Here is a 19399-nt window from a genome sequence, read left to right on the forward strand (position 1 = left end):
GCAACGTATTCCATTGCTCCCCTTCGTTTTATTCATGATTGTTCATGTTCCTTTGTTTGATTTTCTGACTTTTTACCATTTGAAGCAAGTATAGTTAATTAGGTGAAATGTCCATTTTGAAATGATCAGACAACCAGCCATAAGCTCCATTGGTGAATTGATCTATTTTTTTTATTTTTGATTCTGTAAGCTCTGTAAAGTTATCTATTTCAGCAAGATTCCCTAAATAAACATCATTAACATCGACTAACACACCTGCACCATCAGGAAATAACCAGTATTTTGTCACCACTACATAGCTCTGTGTGATGTCCCCAAGCTCATCTGACAATCCTTTTGAAGGATAGCTGTTAACTACTACCCCTGTTTTTACCTCACCTATATCATTTTGCTGGTACAATGCTAAAAAGGAGCCTTTCTCCTTCATTTTTTGCATCTTCACACTTTCCACTAAATTACCTGTCACACGCACTGCTGTGTATTCTTCAGTCTCAAAGGAAGCATCTTTGTCATACAGATGCTGTTTTCCATCATTGGTAATCTGAAATTTGGTAAGAGGACTTTTGACCATTAATAGACTTTCTACCTGATCATACCCTTTTACCGGCTTTAAAGAATAATCAGACAGTCTATTTTCTATACTTTGGAAATTGGTCATTTCTAACACATAGCCATTTCCAAAATCGAGATTTTGACCGTCAAAAGACATTTGATACGATTTATCCTTTGAATAATCCGGTGGAAACCGAATCAGCAGATTTTCTTTAAATATAGGAACCTCTATAAAAGGCTGAGCTTCTTCAATTTTATCCAATTTGTTCTGGGATATCTTCACTATTCGTTCAGATACATTCATAGCTACCATTGTTGCTATAAAAGGACTTGCGGCAGCAAGCCCAATAGCAATCACACCCATTAAAACAAGTATTCTGACTTTTTTATCTCGTAAAATACTTATTTTTCGTTTTTCAAATAATAGATTGTATTTCTTCGAAAAATCATCTTTTTTCTTTTTCATTGGTTCCTTTACGTTCTCCTTGCTTAACAACAATATTATCTATTGTAGCTTCTTCTAGCTCCTCCTTGATATACTTGCTATATTCAGCAATAATTGTTTCGCTCAGCTCGATAATAATATCGTTTAATGCTTCCTTCGTTTGTCCGATCTCCCCATTTTCAATTTGCGTCTTTTGAATTAATTGTTTTCTTTCTAAAGCACTAGAAAATGCTGGCAGACTTCGATAAAGAAAGTCACCATATAAAACAATACTCTTAGGTTCATCCATTAAATATTTAAATATCTCTTTGCTGGCTTCGATAGCAGCATCTATCGAAGCCCCCTTCTTTTTATCTGCTCCAACTGATTTTTCTGCCAACAAGATTTGCGCTTTTGCTTCCTTCATCGTCTCCTTAAAAATTTTCAAATCACGATTATTTAAGTCGTTGGATTCTTGAAAAGCACGAACCGCCATCAATTGATCTGCTTTAAACCTTGAATGCTTGACTAATTCAAAGCTGATAACTATCAATACGACGATCAATGACAGTATTAAAATGTAAAAGTACATTACGAAATTCTCCTGATATGACAATTTTTTTCTGAAATTCTAGCCAGTAAACTCTCCAATGAATCATGAATATGCTCTACTTCTTCTCTTGCGATCCTACTGTAGGAAGACAATCGGATTTAGTCATTTAATATTCATGTTGCTTCCGCTCTTTAATTTTCCCATCCTTCAATTCTATAGAGAATATTTTATTGGAATCGCTCCACGTATAGTATTCATAAGTGTGATCGTTATTTTTTTGCACCATTTCTGACGTTGGATATCCTAATTTTTCAATGAGAGCAGCTTTTTCATATGCTTCTCCGACCGCTATTTGATTGAAATGATCTAAAAAATCAGAGAGATTTTTTTTATCCTTAATAAAGACATCCAACATCGTTGAAATTACTTTTCCATCTCTAAAAGTGATCAATACCGAAGTAAAGGGGTCTTTCCAAGGAAAATTATTCCAGGCATACGTCACTGCCTTTTCACCTGATTGATAATCCTCCATTTTTGAATTCGGTTTTCCAAGCATTTTTTCAATTCCAGCTTTCTTTGTTCCGCCTTTACCGTTCTCATCTTCTCCCACATCAATTTTTTCGATGATTTGTCTCAATTCCTTTAAGCTGTCAACCTTTGTATTGACACTTTCTTCATCTGAAGAAAGTGCTTTAGTGCTTGTCGTTGTGGGTGGTTCTTCTACAGGCTCGTGCTTTTGAACGTTTAGATAGCCGTATAACATTGCAGCAAAACATACAAGGATTACCCCTGTAACTATCAACAGATTGTTCACCAATTTCACGTTTTTCTTCCGCATTTTGGCCTCCTATATTTTTTTAAATGATCGTTTCCTCAAAATTCCTTGAAAAAAGTCTTTTATTGCTTATCAAAAGGAAATACTTTCCAATTCTACTATTTTTACGAAAAATTTCTCTTTCAAGTAATTATTCTAACATAAAAATAACTTTAAAAATGATAACTTTTTCTAAAATACAAAGTACATTGTATACAAATAGTTGGTTCTGCTTTTAAAAAAAATGGACGAGTACTTTTACTTCTACTTTATTTTTTTCCTTGTTAAAATGAGTAACTAAAGGAAGTGTTCAACATGCTGCAACTAAAAAGAGCCTATCTGCCTGCCAGTGATTCTGATGGTTATCGAGTATTGATAGATCGATTGTGGCCTCGTGGAAAGTCTAAAGAAACCGAGAAAATTGATTTATGGCTAAAGGAAGTCGCTCCGAGTCCAGAGCTGCGTAAATGGTTTGGTCATGAGGTCGAAAAGTATCCAGCTTTTGAAGCAAAATATCGCGAGGAGCTCCAATCGGGCGAGCAACATGAAGCGCTAGAAAAATTGGCAACAATAGTTCAAACCTATGATGTCGTAACAATCGTTTATGGCGCCAAAGATGAACAGCATAACAACGCGCAAGTACTATATGACCTCTTAAACGAGTAAAAGCACCAAAACCGACGCTACCGCGTTGGTTTTGGTGCTTTGCTTTTGCAGCTGTTTAAGGATAGATTTTTTTCGTAAAGTATTTCAATAAGAACGGCGAAGATAACGTTGTAAACAGGATCACCAGAATAAACGCCGAATAGTATTCATTCGTCACTAGCTGTGCTTGAAAGCCTAGTTGAACAATAATCAGCGCCATTTCTCCGCGAGAGATCATCCCTGATCCTACCATCAGACTACTGTGGCTGCTAAACCCTGCGAGCTTACTGCCAAAAAAGCCGCCGAATAATTTTGAAGCGATAGCAATGATTGTCAGTACAACAATCAACAGCAGCTGCTTTCCGATTCCGTTGAACGTTATTTCCAGTCCAATACTAACAAAGAACACAGGGATAAAAACGGCATAGCCGATCGCCTCGACATTGTACTGCACTTCCTTAAAGACGTTGGTCTGTCCAATTGCGACACCAGTGAAAAAAGCGCCGATGACCGAACTCAATCCAATAAAATCAGCCAAATAAGACATACTCAGACACAGAATCAACGAAACAATAATCACTGAAGATTCCGCCAGCAATTTATTGCTGAGTCTCATTAAGTACGGCGCACCCCAGCGAATCAAGAGGAAGATTGCAACAAAAAACAACACTTGCTCAATCAGCATGATCCCTAATGGATTACTATTTCCACTTTTTCCGCCCAAGAATGACATACTCAGGCTAACGATCAGTACTACCAAAATATCATCGACAACGGAGGCCCCTAGAATGGTCGATCCTTCCTTGGTATTGATCACATTCAGCTCCTTCAATACCTCAACGGAAATACTGACCGAGGTGGCTGCTAAGATCAATCCTAAGAAAAAGGACTCGTTCATCGCAATATGAAAAGCATTACCACTTACTGTTCCTAATACAACGGGAAATAAAATTCCTAAAACAGCCACGTACATCCCCGGCCGAAAATATTTTCGCAGCAATGAAAGATCACTCTCAATTCCAGCTAAAAACATCAATAAAATCACACCTATTTCAGAAAAATCCTCAACTAAAATATCTGGATGAACAATCCTTAGCCCTGCGTTTCCTAATAAAATCCCGACAAGTAATTGTCCAATCACTGCAGGGACACCGAAGCGGCGTGAAAAATGACTAGCGATCGTCGTACTGACTAAAATCAGACATAAAACACCAATAAACTCCACGTTCCTCATCCTTTCGTATTGCTGTCACTAACTTTGTTTCCTAGCTCTAAGAACAAAAATTAGTCGATCCTTTTTAGGATAACGAAAAAAGACTAGAAAGAAAAACGATAAGACTGCACAGCAGCTCTTTCTCATTTTTGGGGTTTATTCAGTAAATAACAAGTGTTGAATGCAAAAGTAGAGACTATTCAATACAGCAAACAGTCTCTACTTTTGATTTATTTGTTGAAGGTTTATCCTTTCAAAGCCAGATTATCTACTTTAGGCTCTAGCGATTGCAGCCTTCCGTTTGTCTGAGAATTTGTTTTCTCCATGAAGGTGACTATTTTTCCTAGTGTGGGGCAAACGGTCACTCCTGCGCCTTCCAACGCTGCTACTTTTGATTTTACCGTGCCCATATTCCCACTGACAATTGCACCAGCGTGTCCCATCTTTTTATTTTCTGGTGCGTACATTCCTGCAATATAGGCACAAATAGGCTTTTTAATATTCAGCTCCTTAATCTTAGCAGCAGCCAGCTCCTCACTCGTACCGCCGATCTCTCCAATAAGAACGATGGCATCTGTTTCCTCATCCTCTGCAAACATTTCTAATACATCTGCATGATTCATCCCGACAACAGAATCGCCGCCGATTCCTACGCAAGTGGATAAGCCGTATCCCTTAAAGGTCAGATTTGAAGCTGTCTCATGCGTCAAGGTACCGCTTCTGGAAATAATCCCGATATGGCCCTTCCCATAAATATCTGCGGGCATGATTCCTAATTTTGACTTGTCGGGAGCAATCACACCTATTGTGTTTGGTCCAACGACCTTAGCTCCTGTTTTCTTAGCCTCCTGAAGAATCGCGAGCGTATCCATCACCGGAACAAATTCAGTGATCACGACTAATCGTTCGATCCCAGCCTGCAACGCCTGCACAGCAGAATCCTTTACGAATCGCGGCGGTACCAGCAACATCGCAGCACGAATCTGCGGAAACTCTTCCCGTGCTTCTGCCACTGTCTCAAATACTGGGATTCCTTCGACTGCTTCCCCGCCTTTGCCAGGTGCAACACCTGCACGCAGCTTTGCCCCAGATTCCAATGTTCGCTTCGCGTGGATTCGTCCTTGCTTGCCAGTGATTCCGATTATTAAAAGCTCTGTCTCTTGATCGATCAAAATACTCATATTATTGTGCCCCCTTTAACGCCAACAAGGTCTGTACGGCTTCATCAGTCGTTCCATATTTTGTTTGAGGGAAACCAAGCTTTTCGTAAATGCTCCACCCCTGTTCTTGATTGAATCCGCGGCTCTTCACCACAACTGTCTTATTTATTCCCAACTCCTTATACGCGCGTTCGATTCCTTCTGCCATATCAGCACAATTGTTGATTCCGCCAAATATGTTCACCAAAATATAATCGGTCTTTTCATTTTGCAGTAAAATGCACATCGCTTGATAAGTCTTTTCAGCCGTCACACCGCCGCCCAGATCAAGGAAGTTGTTCACCCTGCCGCCATAGTGGAAAATAGTGTCCATCGTGGCCATACCGATACCCGCTCCACCAGCCATCGTTCCTATAGTTCCTTCTGAGTCTACCTCTACATAGGTCAGATCGTGCTTCTCTGCTTCTATTTCCTGAGGGGATTTTTCCTGCGCCGTCCGAGGCAAGAGCGTATAGTCGCCTTGTCGGTAAAGCGCGTTATCATCAATGACCAGTTTCGCATCAATCGCCATTAGGGTATCATCTTTTAATAATGCTAAAGGATTTATCTCGATCGTTGTTGCATCTAGCGCGAAGCAGGCCTTGGCCAGCTTCCCGGCAATATCTGCCACTTGGTTCACTCTCTTTTCGGATAAATCAAAAACAGAAACAGCTTTTTTGAATGCCTCTTCATTGAATCCGTTCGTACAATCAAAGCGCAGCAGCTTTTCTGGCGAAGTCTCCGCCAGCTCTTCAATATCCATTCCTCCAAAAGGGGTAAAAAGCATGATCATCGCGCGGTTTTTAACATCTAATGTCATTCCCAGGTAGTACTCTTCTTCGATAGGCAAAAATCCGCAGGCGATTACGCCCTCCATCACTTGATCATTGATGGTTATCTTTTCAATGGTTTTCTTTGCCTCAAGCAATTCTTGCTTCGTTTTGACCACTTTTACAGCACCAGCTTTTCCACGCTTACCAGCTAGGATTTGCCCCTTTAGTACACATGGATAAGGAACCTCTGCTGGAATTTCATCATCCATCAATAAAATACTGTCATTGATCGGTATTCCAAATCGTTCTAATTGTGCTTTTCCCTCAATCTCTAAATAATCCATCAGATTTTCCTTTCTCCGCTTGCCAGTATTTCAGGTTTGAAATACTGAGGTTTTATTTTTTACTCCCAAGCCATTTCTGGATCAGGAAGATAAGATTCTTCATACGGGTAGCCAACTCGGGTTATATTCATGAAGTGCTTATGGCTCAAATTTCCGCTGAAGCTATTATTTCCCCACGAGCCGCAACCGAGTGTAGTTGTGGCAACAAAACCATTTGTTGGCGAACCGCCACCAGTTGTTCCTGCTGGCTGGTTGACAATCACACGTGAGACGGCGCACTGAAGCGCCGCATATTCTACATGCTCTAGTGTGTTCGAATGGACCGCAATACTATGTCCTTTCCCTTCATAATCTAGATTTTCCACCATCATCGCGACGCCATCTTCAAAGTCCTTGTATGGATACAAGGTCAATACAGGGCACAGCTTTTCACGACATAAGACATCCTTGCTTCCAATTCCGTCAGCTTTTACAACAATGGCTTTTGTATCTGCTGGAACCTCCAGACCGATGATTTTTCCCGCCTGCTCCGCATCCAAGCCGACGATCTCGCAATTCATTGGGCCACCGTTTGGAAAGACTCCTGCTCTTACTTTTTCAACCTGCTCTGGCGACTCCACATAATAGCCGCCGTGTTTTTTGATTTTCTCAACAAAATTGGCAAACTTCTCTTCGGGTACAAAGGCCGTCTGCTCGCCAAGACAGATCAAGCCATTGTCAAAGCTTCGACCAATTAAAATTTTTTCTGCTGCTTCGGACAGATCAACGTCCCGATCAACGATACATTGGACGTTCCCTTGGCCGACACCAAGTGACGGTTTGCCACTGGAGTAAGCTGCCTTGACCATTCCCGGTCCGCCAGTAGCTACTACCACATCTGCCAAACTCATCAGCTCACTGCTGTTTTCGATCGAAACCTCTTCCAGCCCTAAAACGAGATCCTCAGGAAAACCAAACTTTGCCAGTTCAGCATGAAACATCTCAACCAGCAGCTTGGTACATTCAACAGCTCGAGGGTGCGGAGCGAAAATGACAGAGTTGCGGGTTTTTAAGGCAAATGCGGCATTACACATTGGCGTTACGACTGGATTTGTTGAAGGTATGATACAAGCCACTGCACCCAAAGGCTTGGCCACCTCGAGCATTTTGCGGTCTTCTAATCGATTGATTACGCCTACCGTCTTCTCGTTTTTGATACTTTGCCAAATCAAGGACGATTTCATTCGACATTTGGTGATTTTGTCTTGCCTGCTGCCCATGCGTGTTTCTTCTGCGGCCATTACACCTAATGTTTCCGCATTGTCATAAACCACTTTACATATCGCTCGAGCGGCTTCATCTGCTTGCTCTTGCGTGACAAAAGCAAATTGCTCTTGTGCTGCCTTTGAACGCTCAACTAATTCTTTTACTGTGACTGATTCACTCATTTTTTTCGCTCCCTTTCACTTAATTCGTTAAGTAAGACAACTCTCCAAAGCCAGGCCATATCTGCAGCACTACATAGCCGAAAATAATGACCAAGATAGTACTTGCGATCGTCATTGGAACCCCGCCTTTTAACATCTTGTTGGCATCCAAGCCATAGGCTACCGGAATCGCACGTACACTGATAGGCAGCAAATATTCAGAATTGTATGCCATGACAGTGATAAACCAATACGGGATCGGATTTAAGCCCATCTTCACAGCGAAACCAAGAACGATCGGGATACTTACGGCCGAAGCAACCGTAGAATTCGTCAGCTCTGAGATGACACGAGCAAAGATCGTGAAGACAATGATTGTCATAAGTCCGCCGTCTAAGGACATATCTGCAACGATATCAGCGATCGCTGCACCTGCGCCTGAATCATTGACTAAACGCCCAAGTGCTAATCCTCCACCGAACAAAAGCATCATGCCCCACATAACACCCTCTTGAGCTGTTTCCCAAACCAGCATAGGCTTCTTGTTGGCTGCACTGATGACAAAGGATAGACTTCCAAACAACAAGAAAATGTAGGCTGGTGCTAGCCCCGGCAGCAAATCCGCATATAAAGGACGTGTGAACGCGCCCGCTAAAGCAACCAAGAACAGCGCTGCACAGATTTTTTCATCACGCTTCATTGGCCCCAGCTCACTGTAGCTGTTTACAAAATATTCCTTGGTGCCCTTTAATGGACTTGATTTCCCATAAAGCAGCAGCATACCGATCAGACTTAAAATGGCTAATAAAATGAAGTATGGGGCGATTCGAACAATCCAGTCCACATACATAAACTCATGTCCTGTATATTCCTCTAAAAATGAAATTGCTGCGATGTTCATCGCTCCGCCTAATGGTGTGCCAACACCGCCTAATCCTACCCCCCAGCCGATTGCGAGCAGGATCGGAACTGCATGCTCACTGCTTTCGATATCCTCAATCCCAGCAGCCGCCAGCATTGAGACAGCGATAGGCGTATAAAGTGCACATACCGCGACGTTCGGCAAAATACTGGAGACCAGCATACTAGCAAGCAGCCAAACAGTGATTTGAGACCTCATAGAAGGGCCGATGATCGATAAAATTTTTAAGGCCACGCGCCGATCCAAACCAGTCGCTGCCCACGGCAAGGTCAACAGGCTGGAACCAAGGATCAAAATAATACTATCCGAGGCATACTGTGCCGTGAGAGAAGCCATGGGAACAATATTTAAAAGCGCATTCACAAGTACGGGTACAAAAGCCGTGACCGTCATATGCACCGGTCTTGTCACCCACCAAAAAACCATCCAAAGCAAAACCCCTACCGCTTCTGCCCCTGGCCGGGTTAAAAAGCTGGATAGCGAAAGGATACTCGCCACCAAAATGGTTGGCCCTAACAGAATATAAATTAACCGTCGTGTCGTGTTCATAATAACTCCTTCCTGAATGCTTGATTCATTAAACAAATCAAAAATATTTTTGCTGTTTCCTTTATCTTAATGAAGTGCTGATGAATCACAATCCATTTTGCCACTTGTTTCGGTTGGTAAAATAAGCTTGCAGAGTCTGAAGTTCACTTGCGTGGTGCGAAAACCAGTTGCACAGGATGCAACAAAAAGAGATGTCGAAAAGTTCAACATCTCACAATTGTTTATTATTTTGGATAATAGCCTAGCTTGCTGGAAATTCGTCCCGCAGAGGTGATCACTGCTTTTGCCAGTTCCTCCTCACGCTCCATTTTGCTGAGACTGCGCGCACTCATTGACGCACTTACCGAAGCCACTGGTTCACGATTGCGATTGAATATCGGTGCCGCAATTGACCCAGTACCTTCCGCAAGCTCATTGATCAGCTTGCAATACCCTCTTTGTCTCGTAAGAATCAGCTCCTGATTGATCTCACTAATATCATTTTTTGTCCCAAAGGTGTATTTTTTTAAGTCGCTGCTTTTTAAAATAGCCTGTGATTGAATAGGCGGTAAATATGCCAAAATCACTCGTCCCATCGCAGAGCAATGCATTGGATGGCGATGCCCCATCGGAATCAATAAATCAGTTGAATTTTGGGAGCAGCTGCTGATCAGATGGATGATTTCCCGTTCTTGAGGAACCGCCATGTGTCCGCACACGTGAAACTGGTGGGAAAGTCGATGCACTTCTGGAAAAGCATGCCGATAAACATCATTGGCCTGCAGCGATCTTCCCGCCAATGCTACAATCTCCGGCCCTGGAAAATAATAGCCAGTATACTCGTCCCGCTCCAAAAACCCCCAATCCAGCATTGTATTTAAATGACGCGACACCGTACTAATATTCATCTGCAGCCGCTCCGCAATATCAGAGGTCCTCTGGCTAAGGTTTTGTTCATCAAACGATGACAGAATCGCTAATGTTTTGACCAAGCTTTTCATATTCGAGCCGCGTTGATTTTCTTCTAAAGACTTTATCATAGGAAAGATTTCCTTTCAGAGTCATTTTAAATCAAGCCAAATACATTCCATAACGGATACATTACTAAGACAAATCCAGCGAGCATGATCCCCGCCTTCAAGGTCATTTGCTTCACAAAATCCTTCATCGGCATCATTCCGTATCCATACATAATCAAATTTCCTGCTGATTCATAAGGCATAAATAACAGCTCACAAGCATAAAGCAAGCACATACACGCGGCAATCGGATTGATGCCAAGTGTTGCGGCGATTTGTACAAAAGGAAGTGCTAATCCCCCCAGCATCGCATAGGGTGTCATAAAGAAGTTCGCAATCATGCCAATTAACAGAAACGATACACAGACGACTAAAGTACTTTTCCCCGCCAGCAGCGGAACTGCGATACCCGTTAAATAATCGCCAAAACCGACATTGGCCCCTACGATGCCGATCCCTAAGCAGGTCGCAACAAAGAATACCATTGAGAAATTAAGCTTTTCCAAGGTCTTTTCTTTGCCAATCCCTATAATCGGCAAATACATCAGGAAGGGAATCGCCATAAAGCCATAGGCTGCAGGCAGATCAAGAAACATTGAAGCAAACAGATAGACTAATAGCAGGATCACCATCGCAACAGCTTTCTTTTCCCGAAGGCTCATGTTTCCAAGCTGTTCATATTTTTCGTCAAACAGCTTTTTGCTGACATTGATTTTCATATTTTTTGTGTCGTAGACCTTCATTAGAATCAAAATACTGAGAATGCACCAAAGGATAAAAAAGCCGTTGTACTTAAATGACGTAAACATCGTCATCCGATAATCAGGAATCACTTCCCTGATCGCTGTTTCCAGCATGGAAAAATAGCCCGGATAATACAGACAAACGGTACAGCCGGTGGCACCGATCGTTCCGGCAAAGCAAAGCAGCGAGGCTTCCTTGGAAGGCTTCATATCCATTGCCTTACATACGCCGTAAACAAGGGCGCTGGCTACTAGCCAGCCATTACAAAATGTGATCAAGTTCAAGAGGATCCCGATAAAGAAGCAGCCAAATACTGCCCCAGCATAAGTCCCGCCGCATGTTCGAATGACATAATAAGCGATTCGTTTCAGCAGCCTCGTTTCATCCAATACATTACTGAAAATCAGTCCGCCAAGCACCATCCAAACAGTGGTGCTGGTCCATGAAGCGAAGGCTGTCTCGGCGGGAACCAATCCGCTGATCATGTAAAGAGAGGGCAAGAGGATCGCTGAGACCAATCTTGGCAGCAACTCTAAAGCAATGATCAAGATGACAAATATGGTCAGAACTAAAAACAGTCTTAAGCTTGCCGTAAATCCATCTGACGTTGGGATAAAGGCGATAATCATTGGAAACAGCAAGCATATAAACCAACAAAACAATCTTTTTTTATCTACACTAATCCCCATATTCTTTTTTCCTTCTACAGTTGATAGTCTCTTTTTTATAGTGCCTTTTGATATAGATCGATAATATCCTTGATGGTCGTCAAGCGTGGATTCACTGCTACGTTTGGACTCTTCATTGCATCTTCGGCCATTTCAGGAATTTTATCCTCCGTGACGCCCATTTCAGAAAGACAGCTTGGGATGCCTAAATCAGCATTGAGCTTTTTAATCTCATCGATCAGCAGCTGAGGAGAAAAATCTGCTGCCGGTTCTTTCTTCTCACGAATGAAGTTATAGATGGTTTCATAGCGTCCGCGATCCGCCAACGCATTGAACTCCACGATTGTTGGAAGAAGAATCGCATTCGCTACTCCATGTGCAATATGGAAATACGCGCTCAATGGATGACTCATCGCATGAACATTTCCCAGCTTCGCCCAGGCAAAGGCCATACCGGCAAAAGTAGAGCCGGCCATCATCGCACAAGCAGCCTCTTCGTCTTGTCTATTGGCGACAAACTGACGCAGATTTCCGCCAATCAATGTCATCGCTTTTTCCGCCATTGCATCTGTAAATGGCGAAGCATTTCTAGAAACATACGCCTCCATCGCATGAATCAAGGCATCAATCCCGCAGGCAGCCGCAATCGATGCTGGCGCAGTCATGATCAATTCGGGATCTAAAAGTGCATATTTTGGCAGCATTTCATAACTGATGACAGACATTTTATAATTTCTTGCTTCATCCGTGATCACCGCTGAGGCCGTTACTTCACTGCCAGAACCAGCAGTTGTGGGAATTGCAATGATCGGTACAACTGGTCCAGGAACTTTGTAAAGCCCTTCGTAATCAGTGATCTCTCCACCGTATTTGGCCAAAACACCTGTCGTTTTTGCCACATCCATCGAGCTTCCGCCGCCAAGCGCAACGATACTTGTTGCGCCGCATTCCTTATAAAGAGCCGCAGACTCATTGACCACAGCTACAGTTGGATTCGGAATCGTTCCAAGATAGGTCGTACAGCTGATTCCGGCAGCTTCAATAATGTCCTGAATTTTTTTGACTACTCCCAGACCTTCTAATCCACGATCAGAAATCAAGAAAACATGCTCTGATTGATTCTCCTTTAATATTTCCGGCAGTTTTTTTAAGCTGCCTATTCCAAACTCTATGCTTTGCGGCACTTTAAACGTAAAATCCTTCATTGACTCATTCCTCCATTTTCTAAATAACTGACAGCACACTTGTTATTAGCATATTGCCGCCGACAAACAGCAACACGATATATACGATCCGTAAAAACTGTTCGCGATTGATTTTTTTCAAGAAGCCCATTCCTAAGAAAAAACCGATCGCTGCCATTGGAAGCCCAATGACCAGCGCGCTCAGCATATACGGTGTAACGGCTCCGCTTCGATACTGCGAGAAGGCATTCCAGGTATTCAAGATTACCCACACCATGTTCATGGTATTTCTGAATTTTTCCTTTTCCTGTACCGCTTCGATTGTATAGACTGTGATCAGCGGACCGCCGATATTGAAGGCGCCGTGGACAATTCCGCCCAAGATCAGACAGCCGTATCGGAAGATTTTCTTTCCGGTCGTATCTACCTCTTCAACGGCTTCGCTTTGCCCTGAAAGCTTAGGCTTGATGATATTTTTATAGATATTCATTAGAGCAATTAACGTGACCATCGCGCCGATACATATTTTGGCGATATTTGGACTGATCGCATAAAACAAGTAATTCCCAACCAAAATCCCGGGAATACACAATCCGATGATCTTTGCGAGGTCCTTCCATGAAACCTCTTTAAAGGCTTTGATGCCTAAATAATATAAGAAAGGAAGGGTGATGAGAGTACCATATGGCACTCCCGCTTCCGTTCCCAACAAACCATTTGTTACTGCCGCCGCAATTACGGTACAGCCAAATCCTGTACACCCCTGTACGAAAAATCCGATAATCTGCATCAATGCCACGAGGACAAAGTTAAATTCAAATGTCATTTTTTCCACCCATTCTCTTTTTTTAGAAGCTCAATTCGGTCCGCTGGATCAAATCCTTTTGCAATGGTTTGCCAAGCTCTACGAAGTACGCGCTATATCCCGCCACGCGGACAAGCATATCTTTATAGTTTTCGGGATTTTTCTGAGCCGCGCGCATGGTTTCTGAGCTCATGATATTGAATTGCACGTGCATTGGATTTTTCGCCATATACGCATCGATGAAGCTGATCAAATTATCCCGGCCTTCGACACCAGCGACTGCTTCTTGTGGGAATCGCAAATTCATTAAAGTCCCATTGGTTGCTAAGCTGTGATCGACTTTCGCCAATGAATTTACCAGGGCAGTAGGTCCGCTCACATCGTGTGAACCCGCATCTGTGTGCACAGGCCCCATGTTGTCTGAGATCGCTTCCCCCTTCTTGCGGCCATCTACTGAAGCATTCGTGTTCATCCCCATCGCAACATTGGCATTGACCGAATACACCCCTGGGCTAAATTCTCCGCCGCGCACATTTTTTCTTCCAGCTACATGCTTGCAATAGCATTCAAACATGTATTTGAATAAATCATCTGCATAGTCATCGTCGTTTCCATAATGATGAACCTTGGAGCTGTTCACTAATGAATAAAGGACTTCGTGGCCTTTCCAGTTATCTTTTACTGCCTGCAGGAGCTCTGCGCCTGTACAACGTTTTTCCTCAAATACCAGCTGCTTGATTGACGCTAGCGAATCTGCACAAGTCGCCATTCCACTAGCCTGAGGGCCTGTACCGTTATATTTCGCTCCGCCTTCAGTCAGATCTTTTCCTGATTCTAAGCAGTCTTCGAAGAATGCCGATACATACGGTAATGGCTTCAGCTCGCGATGGATCGTATCGATCACGTTTAGACTGCTGCACATTTGATCGGTCCAATAGTCAAATTGCTGATCCACACTGGCCAATACTTCATCAAAGCTTTGATAAGTATCTAAGCTGCCGGTATCCGGACCAAGCTGGTTTCCAGTGTTCAGGCTGCGCCCGCCATTTACGACCATTTCCATCATTTTCGGTGTATTTACATAAGCCGCATCATGCCAGCCATACTCTTTTCCTGGCAAACTAATTTCTACACAGCCCACCACACAATAATCTCTGGCTTCTTCCAGAGTCATTCCTTTGCGCATCATTCCTTTGATCGTCGGTGCATCATTGAACAGTTTTGGATGTCCATAGCCGGCACGGATACATTCTGTCGTCTTTACTCTTAATTCATAGGGGGTGTTTTCATGCATACGAACACAGACCCATGGATTCATCATGCGCGTATGGGCAGAGCCTTCCAGCATGAGCATCGTCAGATCATTTGTCGCATCGTTGCCGTCTCGATCCACTCCGCCGATCGTTAAGCTTTCCCCGCCGAATCCTCGACCGTTTCGTAAAGCCATACTCCCCTTATCCTTCAGCTTTGTCGGATTGTTCATCTTCACGTATTCCACTTCCAAAAGCTCAAGGACGAACTCCTTGGTGATTCTGCCAGCCTTCATATCCGCTTCATAGAACGGGTACAGCCATTGATCCATTCGGCCGTAAGAGATCGAATGCCCATTGCTTTCTACTTGGATCAGCGTTGTCGCAATATTGAACAGCTGCAGCGCCTGCCAGAAAGTTTTGGGTGCTCCCAATGCGATTTGATAGCAGTTTGTCGCCATCGCCTCTAATTCCTCTTTACGCTTCGCGTCCTTTTCAGTTTCCGCCAGCTCTTCTGCCAGCTCAGCATACCGTTTGATATAGGTTCTGGCTGCTTCATGCATAATGATCATGGCTTCATAAAAATCGCGCTTATCCGCATATTCAGGATCACGTTTACTAAGCTTTGCTAAACGTCCTTTAGCTTCATCGATCAATCCTATATACCCTTCACGCATTAATTTGGCATAATCAATCGCTAAATGGCCTGCTCCCGCATAATGATAGAGATTGGTTTGGAAGATTTTTTCCCCTACCTCAGACCCCTTTGTTTGATCCTCATCCAGTCTCACGTTGACCATGTCATCAATGGTCTGGCCCTTCCACCATGCGCAAAGCTCAAGAATTTCTTGCCGTTCTTCCTCATTTCTAATATAGAATTGATCGTTTGGACGTTCTTCAAATGGTGAATGCAGGATTTCGTCAATGATCCAGTTAACTGAAAATTCGGGATAAATTGGCGAAGCTTTAGCCGGTGCCGCAATCTCTCCTACGATCAAATCCTCCTCATAGATGTATAAGCTGGTGTTTAATAAGATATTTTCAAAAGCATAGGCACATTTCAATTTGCGCGAACAGGTTTCATGCTTTTGATATGCCTCTGTGACTAATCGCAATCTTTCAACATCCACATCGTACGGTCGATCCAAGAAAGCCTGTCTCAAATGGTTTACTCGCGGAAACGGCGACCAGTCCTCATGATTGACCTGATAACCTAAGCCGTATATCTGGTCGAAAGGCTCCGTTCCTCTTGCTGCTGTGTGTTTGTTACTCATGAATAAATCCTCCTTATTTATATAAAAATTATTGTTTTTCTTTTGTTCCAACAAGGCAGTGAATCCCTCGTCCATTCATGTAGTCTGCAATTCTTTCAACATGCTTTTGAAAAGATCTTCGATTGACCTTTACCCCCTCCATCCCATAGGGAATCCCTAAAGCTTCATATTTTTCAACACCCAATCGCATGAAGCTCAGCAATTGAAGCGTTCGTACCCGTCCCTGCAGCTCATTCAGAATAAAATCAGCTGTCGCCTCGATATTTTCCATGTCTTCGTTAAACTCGGGAATCACTGGAATTCTCAAAATCAGCTCGCGATCAAGCTCCGCTAGTTTTTTCAAATTGGCTAAAATCAATTCATTCCCCACACCTGTCCGCTCACGATGAACGGCCGTATCCATATGTTTAATATCGGATATCCAAATATCGGTACCAGGCAACAACGCCTCTACCTTACGCCAATTTGAATAAAACGTTGTCTCAAAGCATGTTTGTATTCCCTCTTTTTTGCATTCAGCAAACAGCTCCGCCACAAAATCGCTTTGAAGCAGCGCTTCGCCGCCTGAAACAGTGACTCCTCCGCCAGATTGATCATAATATTCCTTGTCCTTACGAATAATCTCCATGCACTCTTCAACGGTCATCTCCTCGCCCCATTGCTTTATCGCATCCGCTGGACAGGCCAATGCGCAGGCGGTATGATCGGAAACTTTTTTTGAATCGATCGCTGTTAACTTTTCCCGATGAAAGGTCAAGGCTTCTTCATTTGGTTCTGCTGACAAGCAAAGCCCACACTTTTTTTTAGAAATGCATTTTTTCTTATAAATACCCAGTTCTATCTGTCTGGACCAGCTTTCTGGATTTCCACACCAATCACACGTCATCGGACACCCCTTTAAGAAAAGTTCTGTCCTTAAACCGGGGCCATCGTGAAGAGTAAAACGTTGTATATTAAACACAATTCCTTTATTTGACAACCATATTCTCCCCTTCGCTTAAAGAGAAAGCGTTTTTATGTTCAAAGTGTAACAAAGTTGAGATAGCAAAAAAATTAGGTATTAGGAGTATTTCCATATAGGGAATGTTCCTTACAGGAAGCCTATTTTTCGGCAACAAAAAAAGCCTAAACATCTGTCTAGGCTTTGTAAAAATGATTATTCTTTATTGTCAAACAGTTGAGACAACTCATATCTGCTGTTTACTTTGCACTTACTGTATATGTTTTGAACATGCTTCTTCACCGTATGATAGCTGATGACCATTTTCTCGGCAATGTCCTTATAGGTTAGACCTTTATATAATAATTCCGCTACTTTAAATTCCGTGTTCGTCAACGGCAAAGTATTGTCCAAGCTTTTAGACGACTTTTCTTGGTCCTTTTTCGAAATCGTTATCCAGTGGTATCGATCAATGATGCCATTAGAATATGTCCGATCATATGTATAAATTTTAAAAATATAATTCTGAACGATCCTAGTCCGCACCAGCTTTGAACAATTTTGATTTTCATCCCCTAATAAAAATGGCAGCCAGCTGCAAGGTTCCGTGCTGCTGATTTGTTCCGCTATTGATGGTCCTAAAATGTGGCTTAAGCAATCGATTGCCGCCTGACTATAATTCATCACATGAGTAAAATCATCAGTAATTAAATAGGCCTTTTCGCCAGATAAAATGATTTCATTCTGAATTTTTTGGATTATTTTGGACTGCTCATACTTTTTGAAGTTCTTATACGAATTGGCTAGATAAACATAGATTCCCTTTAGATCTTCGATTTCCTTTTCAGTAAAATCCCCCTGCTGAGCGTTTTTGAAAAACACTACCTGGATATAGGCGTTGATCCCAAAAGCCATTGTCACACTGTAGCGCTGATCAAAATTCTTTTCGATAAATCGAACATAAGACGTTTTTTCATAGTCCTCTACCCCTAGAACATCAGTGGATTTATATAATCTGGGAACTACATTGAAATAAGTCAGATGGTCTCTCAAGGCCTCCTGAAAAACCTGCTGCTTGATCTCATCCTCCTCAACAAAATTCCGATAAGGATGCTTTTTATGATTGACTAATTGCCCTGTCCAATTGGTCCATGAAAGAAACTTTCCTTCCGTATCAAAATACGAAATAAGTACGCGATCCCAGCCAAAATTCTTTTCTAGATATTCCAAAAGAGTCGCGCTGAAGAATTCACGCGCAGTTATCTGATATTCAGAAATCTCAGAGAAAAAATCAACTTGACCATTCTTATCTACATCCATATGACCCACGCCCCTTTTTCAGCAACTACCTAATCCTTTTTATCCGCTTTCAAAACAAAACGAAGAAACGATTGAGAAATAACTGTTGTATACTCCTCATTCTAATCTAAATATCATTTAATTTAAATACATTTTTTTGAGCCGGATTTGTTTAGAAGCCTGAATATTGTGCTGGAGCCTGGCATAAAATGCCCTTGATTTCAAATGAATCCTTCTAAAAGAACCTAAAAGTACCTTCTTACAGCCGCTTGGTACTGACGATAAGGCTCCCCAAATGTCAGCAGCAGGAACTTCTCCTCCCCGCGAATTTGCTGGTCAAACAAGAATACTGCAAGTAAAGCCGTTAGGACCATTAAACGATTTGGAAAAATAACAGAAAATCCCAGATATAATAAATCAAATGCGACAAAGGCAGGATTACGGCTGAACCGATAAATTCCCGAAGTAACTAGTTCGGTTTTTTGTTTTTCATTATAGCCTGCACGCCAGTTCAGACCCATTGTAGCTACCGCGATTAAAAACAACAAGACACTAAAATAGATTAGAATCACTCCCACATAGCCCCAGCCGGTTTTATTACTATCGAATAGAAATGGCGCCGCAATCTGAAGAAGCCCTCCGATTCCGGTCAAAATCTTTAGAGTAATCTCAAAATACTTCTCTCGTGACCGCTTCTTATCTCCCAAGAGATTCACATTGATCCCCTGCTTTCTCAGCAACAAGCCTTTTATTAAGTAAATCAAATAAAAGAGCACCGCGCCTATTAATGAAAGAATCCTTATTCCCATGTTTTCTCCTCCTATCGCTCAACAAATGCCGATC

Annotated in this window: 17 protein-coding genes; 1 reads left to right on the forward strand and 16 read right to left on the reverse strand. The window is 42.5% G+C overall.

What is annotated here, in order from left to right:
* Positions 1–94: 94 nt before the first annotated feature.
* The 3 genes from IGI67_RS18395 to IGI67_RS18405 all read right to left on the reverse strand — a co-directional run bounded on the left by IGI67_RS18395 (position 95) and on the right by IGI67_RS18405 (position 2367).
* A complete protein-coding gene (locus tag IGI67_RS18395; protein ID WP_429958760.1) occupies positions 95–1018 on the reverse strand; it encodes a hypothetical protein in 924 nt (307 codons plus the stop codon).
* Positions 999–1568, reverse strand: a complete 570-nt coding sequence (locus IGI67_RS18400) for a 5-bromo-4-chloroindolyl phosphate hydrolysis family protein (protein WP_429958761.1) — start codon at positions 1566–1568, stop codon at positions 999–1001. Before IGI67_RS18400 ends, IGI67_RS18395 begins: the two co-directional genes overlap by 20 nt.
* A 127-nt stretch (positions 1569–1695) precedes the next feature.
* A complete protein-coding gene (locus IGI67_RS18405; RefSeq protein WP_429958762.1) occupies positions 1696–2367 on the reverse strand; it encodes a DUF3862 domain-containing protein in 672 nt (223 codons plus the stop codon).
* 291 nt (positions 2368–2658) lie between these two features.
* Here IGI67_RS18405 and IGI67_RS18410 point away from each other — a divergent pair, with 291 nt between their 5' ends.
* A complete protein-coding gene (locus tag IGI67_RS18410; protein WP_429958763.1) occupies positions 2659–3009 on the forward strand; it encodes a DUF488 domain-containing protein in 351 nt (116 codons plus the stop codon).
* 55 nt (positions 3010–3064) lie between these two features.
* Here the strand turns inward: IGI67_RS18410 and IGI67_RS18415 are convergent, their stop codons facing one another.
* From IGI67_RS18415 to IGI67_RS18475, 13 genes are all read right to left on the reverse strand, one after another.
* Positions 3065–4222 (reverse strand): cation:proton antiporter, encoded by a 1158-nt coding sequence (locus tag IGI67_RS18415; RefSeq protein WP_429958764.1) that lies wholly within the window; start codon positions 4220–4222, stop codon positions 3065–3067.
* Positions 4223–4446: 224 nt separating this feature from the next.
* Positions 4447–5382, reverse strand: a complete 936-nt coding sequence (gene sucD, locus IGI67_RS18420) for a succinate--CoA ligase subunit alpha (RefSeq protein ID WP_429958765.1) — start codon at positions 5380–5382, stop codon at positions 4447–4449.
* A gap of 1 nt (position 5383) precedes the next feature.
* Complete coding sequence (locus IGI67_RS18425) at positions 5384–6517, reverse strand: ATP-grasp domain-containing protein (protein ID WP_429958766.1); 1134 nt, start codon at positions 6515–6517, stop codon at positions 5384–5386.
* A 59-nt stretch (positions 6518–6576) separates the two neighbouring features.
* Positions 6577–7944 (reverse strand): aldehyde dehydrogenase family protein, encoded by a 1368-nt coding sequence (locus tag IGI67_RS18430; RefSeq protein ID WP_429958767.1) that lies wholly within the window; start codon positions 7942–7944, stop codon positions 6577–6579.
* 19 nt (positions 7945–7963) lie between these two features.
* Positions 7964–9394 carry an SLC13 family permease gene (locus tag IGI67_RS18435; protein WP_207108331.1) on the reverse strand — a complete coding sequence of 477 codons (1431 nt, stop codon included), beginning with the start codon at positions 9392–9394 and terminating at the stop codon, positions 7964–7966.
* Positions 9395–9618: 224 nt separating this feature from the next.
* A complete protein-coding gene (locus IGI67_RS18440) occupies positions 9619–10413 on the reverse strand; it encodes an IclR family transcriptional regulator (RefSeq protein WP_429958768.1) in 795 nt (264 codons plus the stop codon).
* 26 nt (positions 10414–10439) lie between these two features.
* Positions 10440–11825 carry an SLC13 family permease gene (locus IGI67_RS18445; RefSeq protein ID WP_429958769.1) on the reverse strand — a complete coding sequence of 462 codons (1386 nt, stop codon included), beginning with the start codon at positions 11823–11825 and terminating at the stop codon, positions 10440–10442.
* A gap of 35 nt (positions 11826–11860) precedes the next feature.
* Complete coding sequence (locus IGI67_RS18450; protein WP_429958770.1) at positions 11861–13009, reverse strand: iron-containing alcohol dehydrogenase; 1149 nt, start codon at positions 13007–13009, stop codon at positions 11861–11863.
* 19 nt (positions 13010–13028) lie between these two features.
* Positions 13029–13814, reverse strand: a complete 786-nt coding sequence (locus tag IGI67_RS18455; RefSeq protein WP_429958771.1) for a TSUP family transporter — start codon at positions 13812–13814, stop codon at positions 13029–13031.
* 22 nt (positions 13815–13836) lie between these two features.
* Complete coding sequence (gene hpfG / locus IGI67_RS18460; RefSeq protein WP_429958772.1) at positions 13837–16317, reverse strand: (2S)-3-sulfopropanediol dehydratase; 2481 nt, start codon at positions 16315–16317, stop codon at positions 13837–13839.
* Between the two features lie 28 nt (positions 16318–16345).
* A complete protein-coding gene (gene hpfH, locus IGI67_RS18465) occupies positions 16346–17296 on the reverse strand; it encodes a (2S)-3-sulfopropanediol dehydratase activating enzyme (RefSeq protein ID WP_429958773.1) in 951 nt (316 codons plus the stop codon).
* 177 nt (positions 17297–17473) lie between these two features.
* On the reverse strand, positions 17474–18577 hold the full coding sequence (locus IGI67_RS18470; protein ID WP_207108338.1) for a response regulator transcription factor: 1104 nt from the start codon (positions 18575–18577) through the stop codon (positions 17474–17476).
* A gap of 224 nt (positions 18578–18801) precedes the next feature.
* Positions 18802–19365, reverse strand: coding sequence for a methyltransferase family protein (locus IGI67_RS18475; protein ID WP_429958774.1), 564 nt, complete (start codon positions 19363–19365; stop codon positions 18802–18804).
* Between the last annotated feature and the right edge of the window lie 34 nt (positions 19366–19399).

Origin of the sequence: Enterococcus sp. AZ196 (assembly GCF_050498845.1) — a bacterium.
In the GTDB taxonomy this organism is placed as follows: Bacteria; Bacillota; Bacilli; order Lactobacillales; family Enterococcaceae; genus Enterococcus_A; species Enterococcus_A murrayae.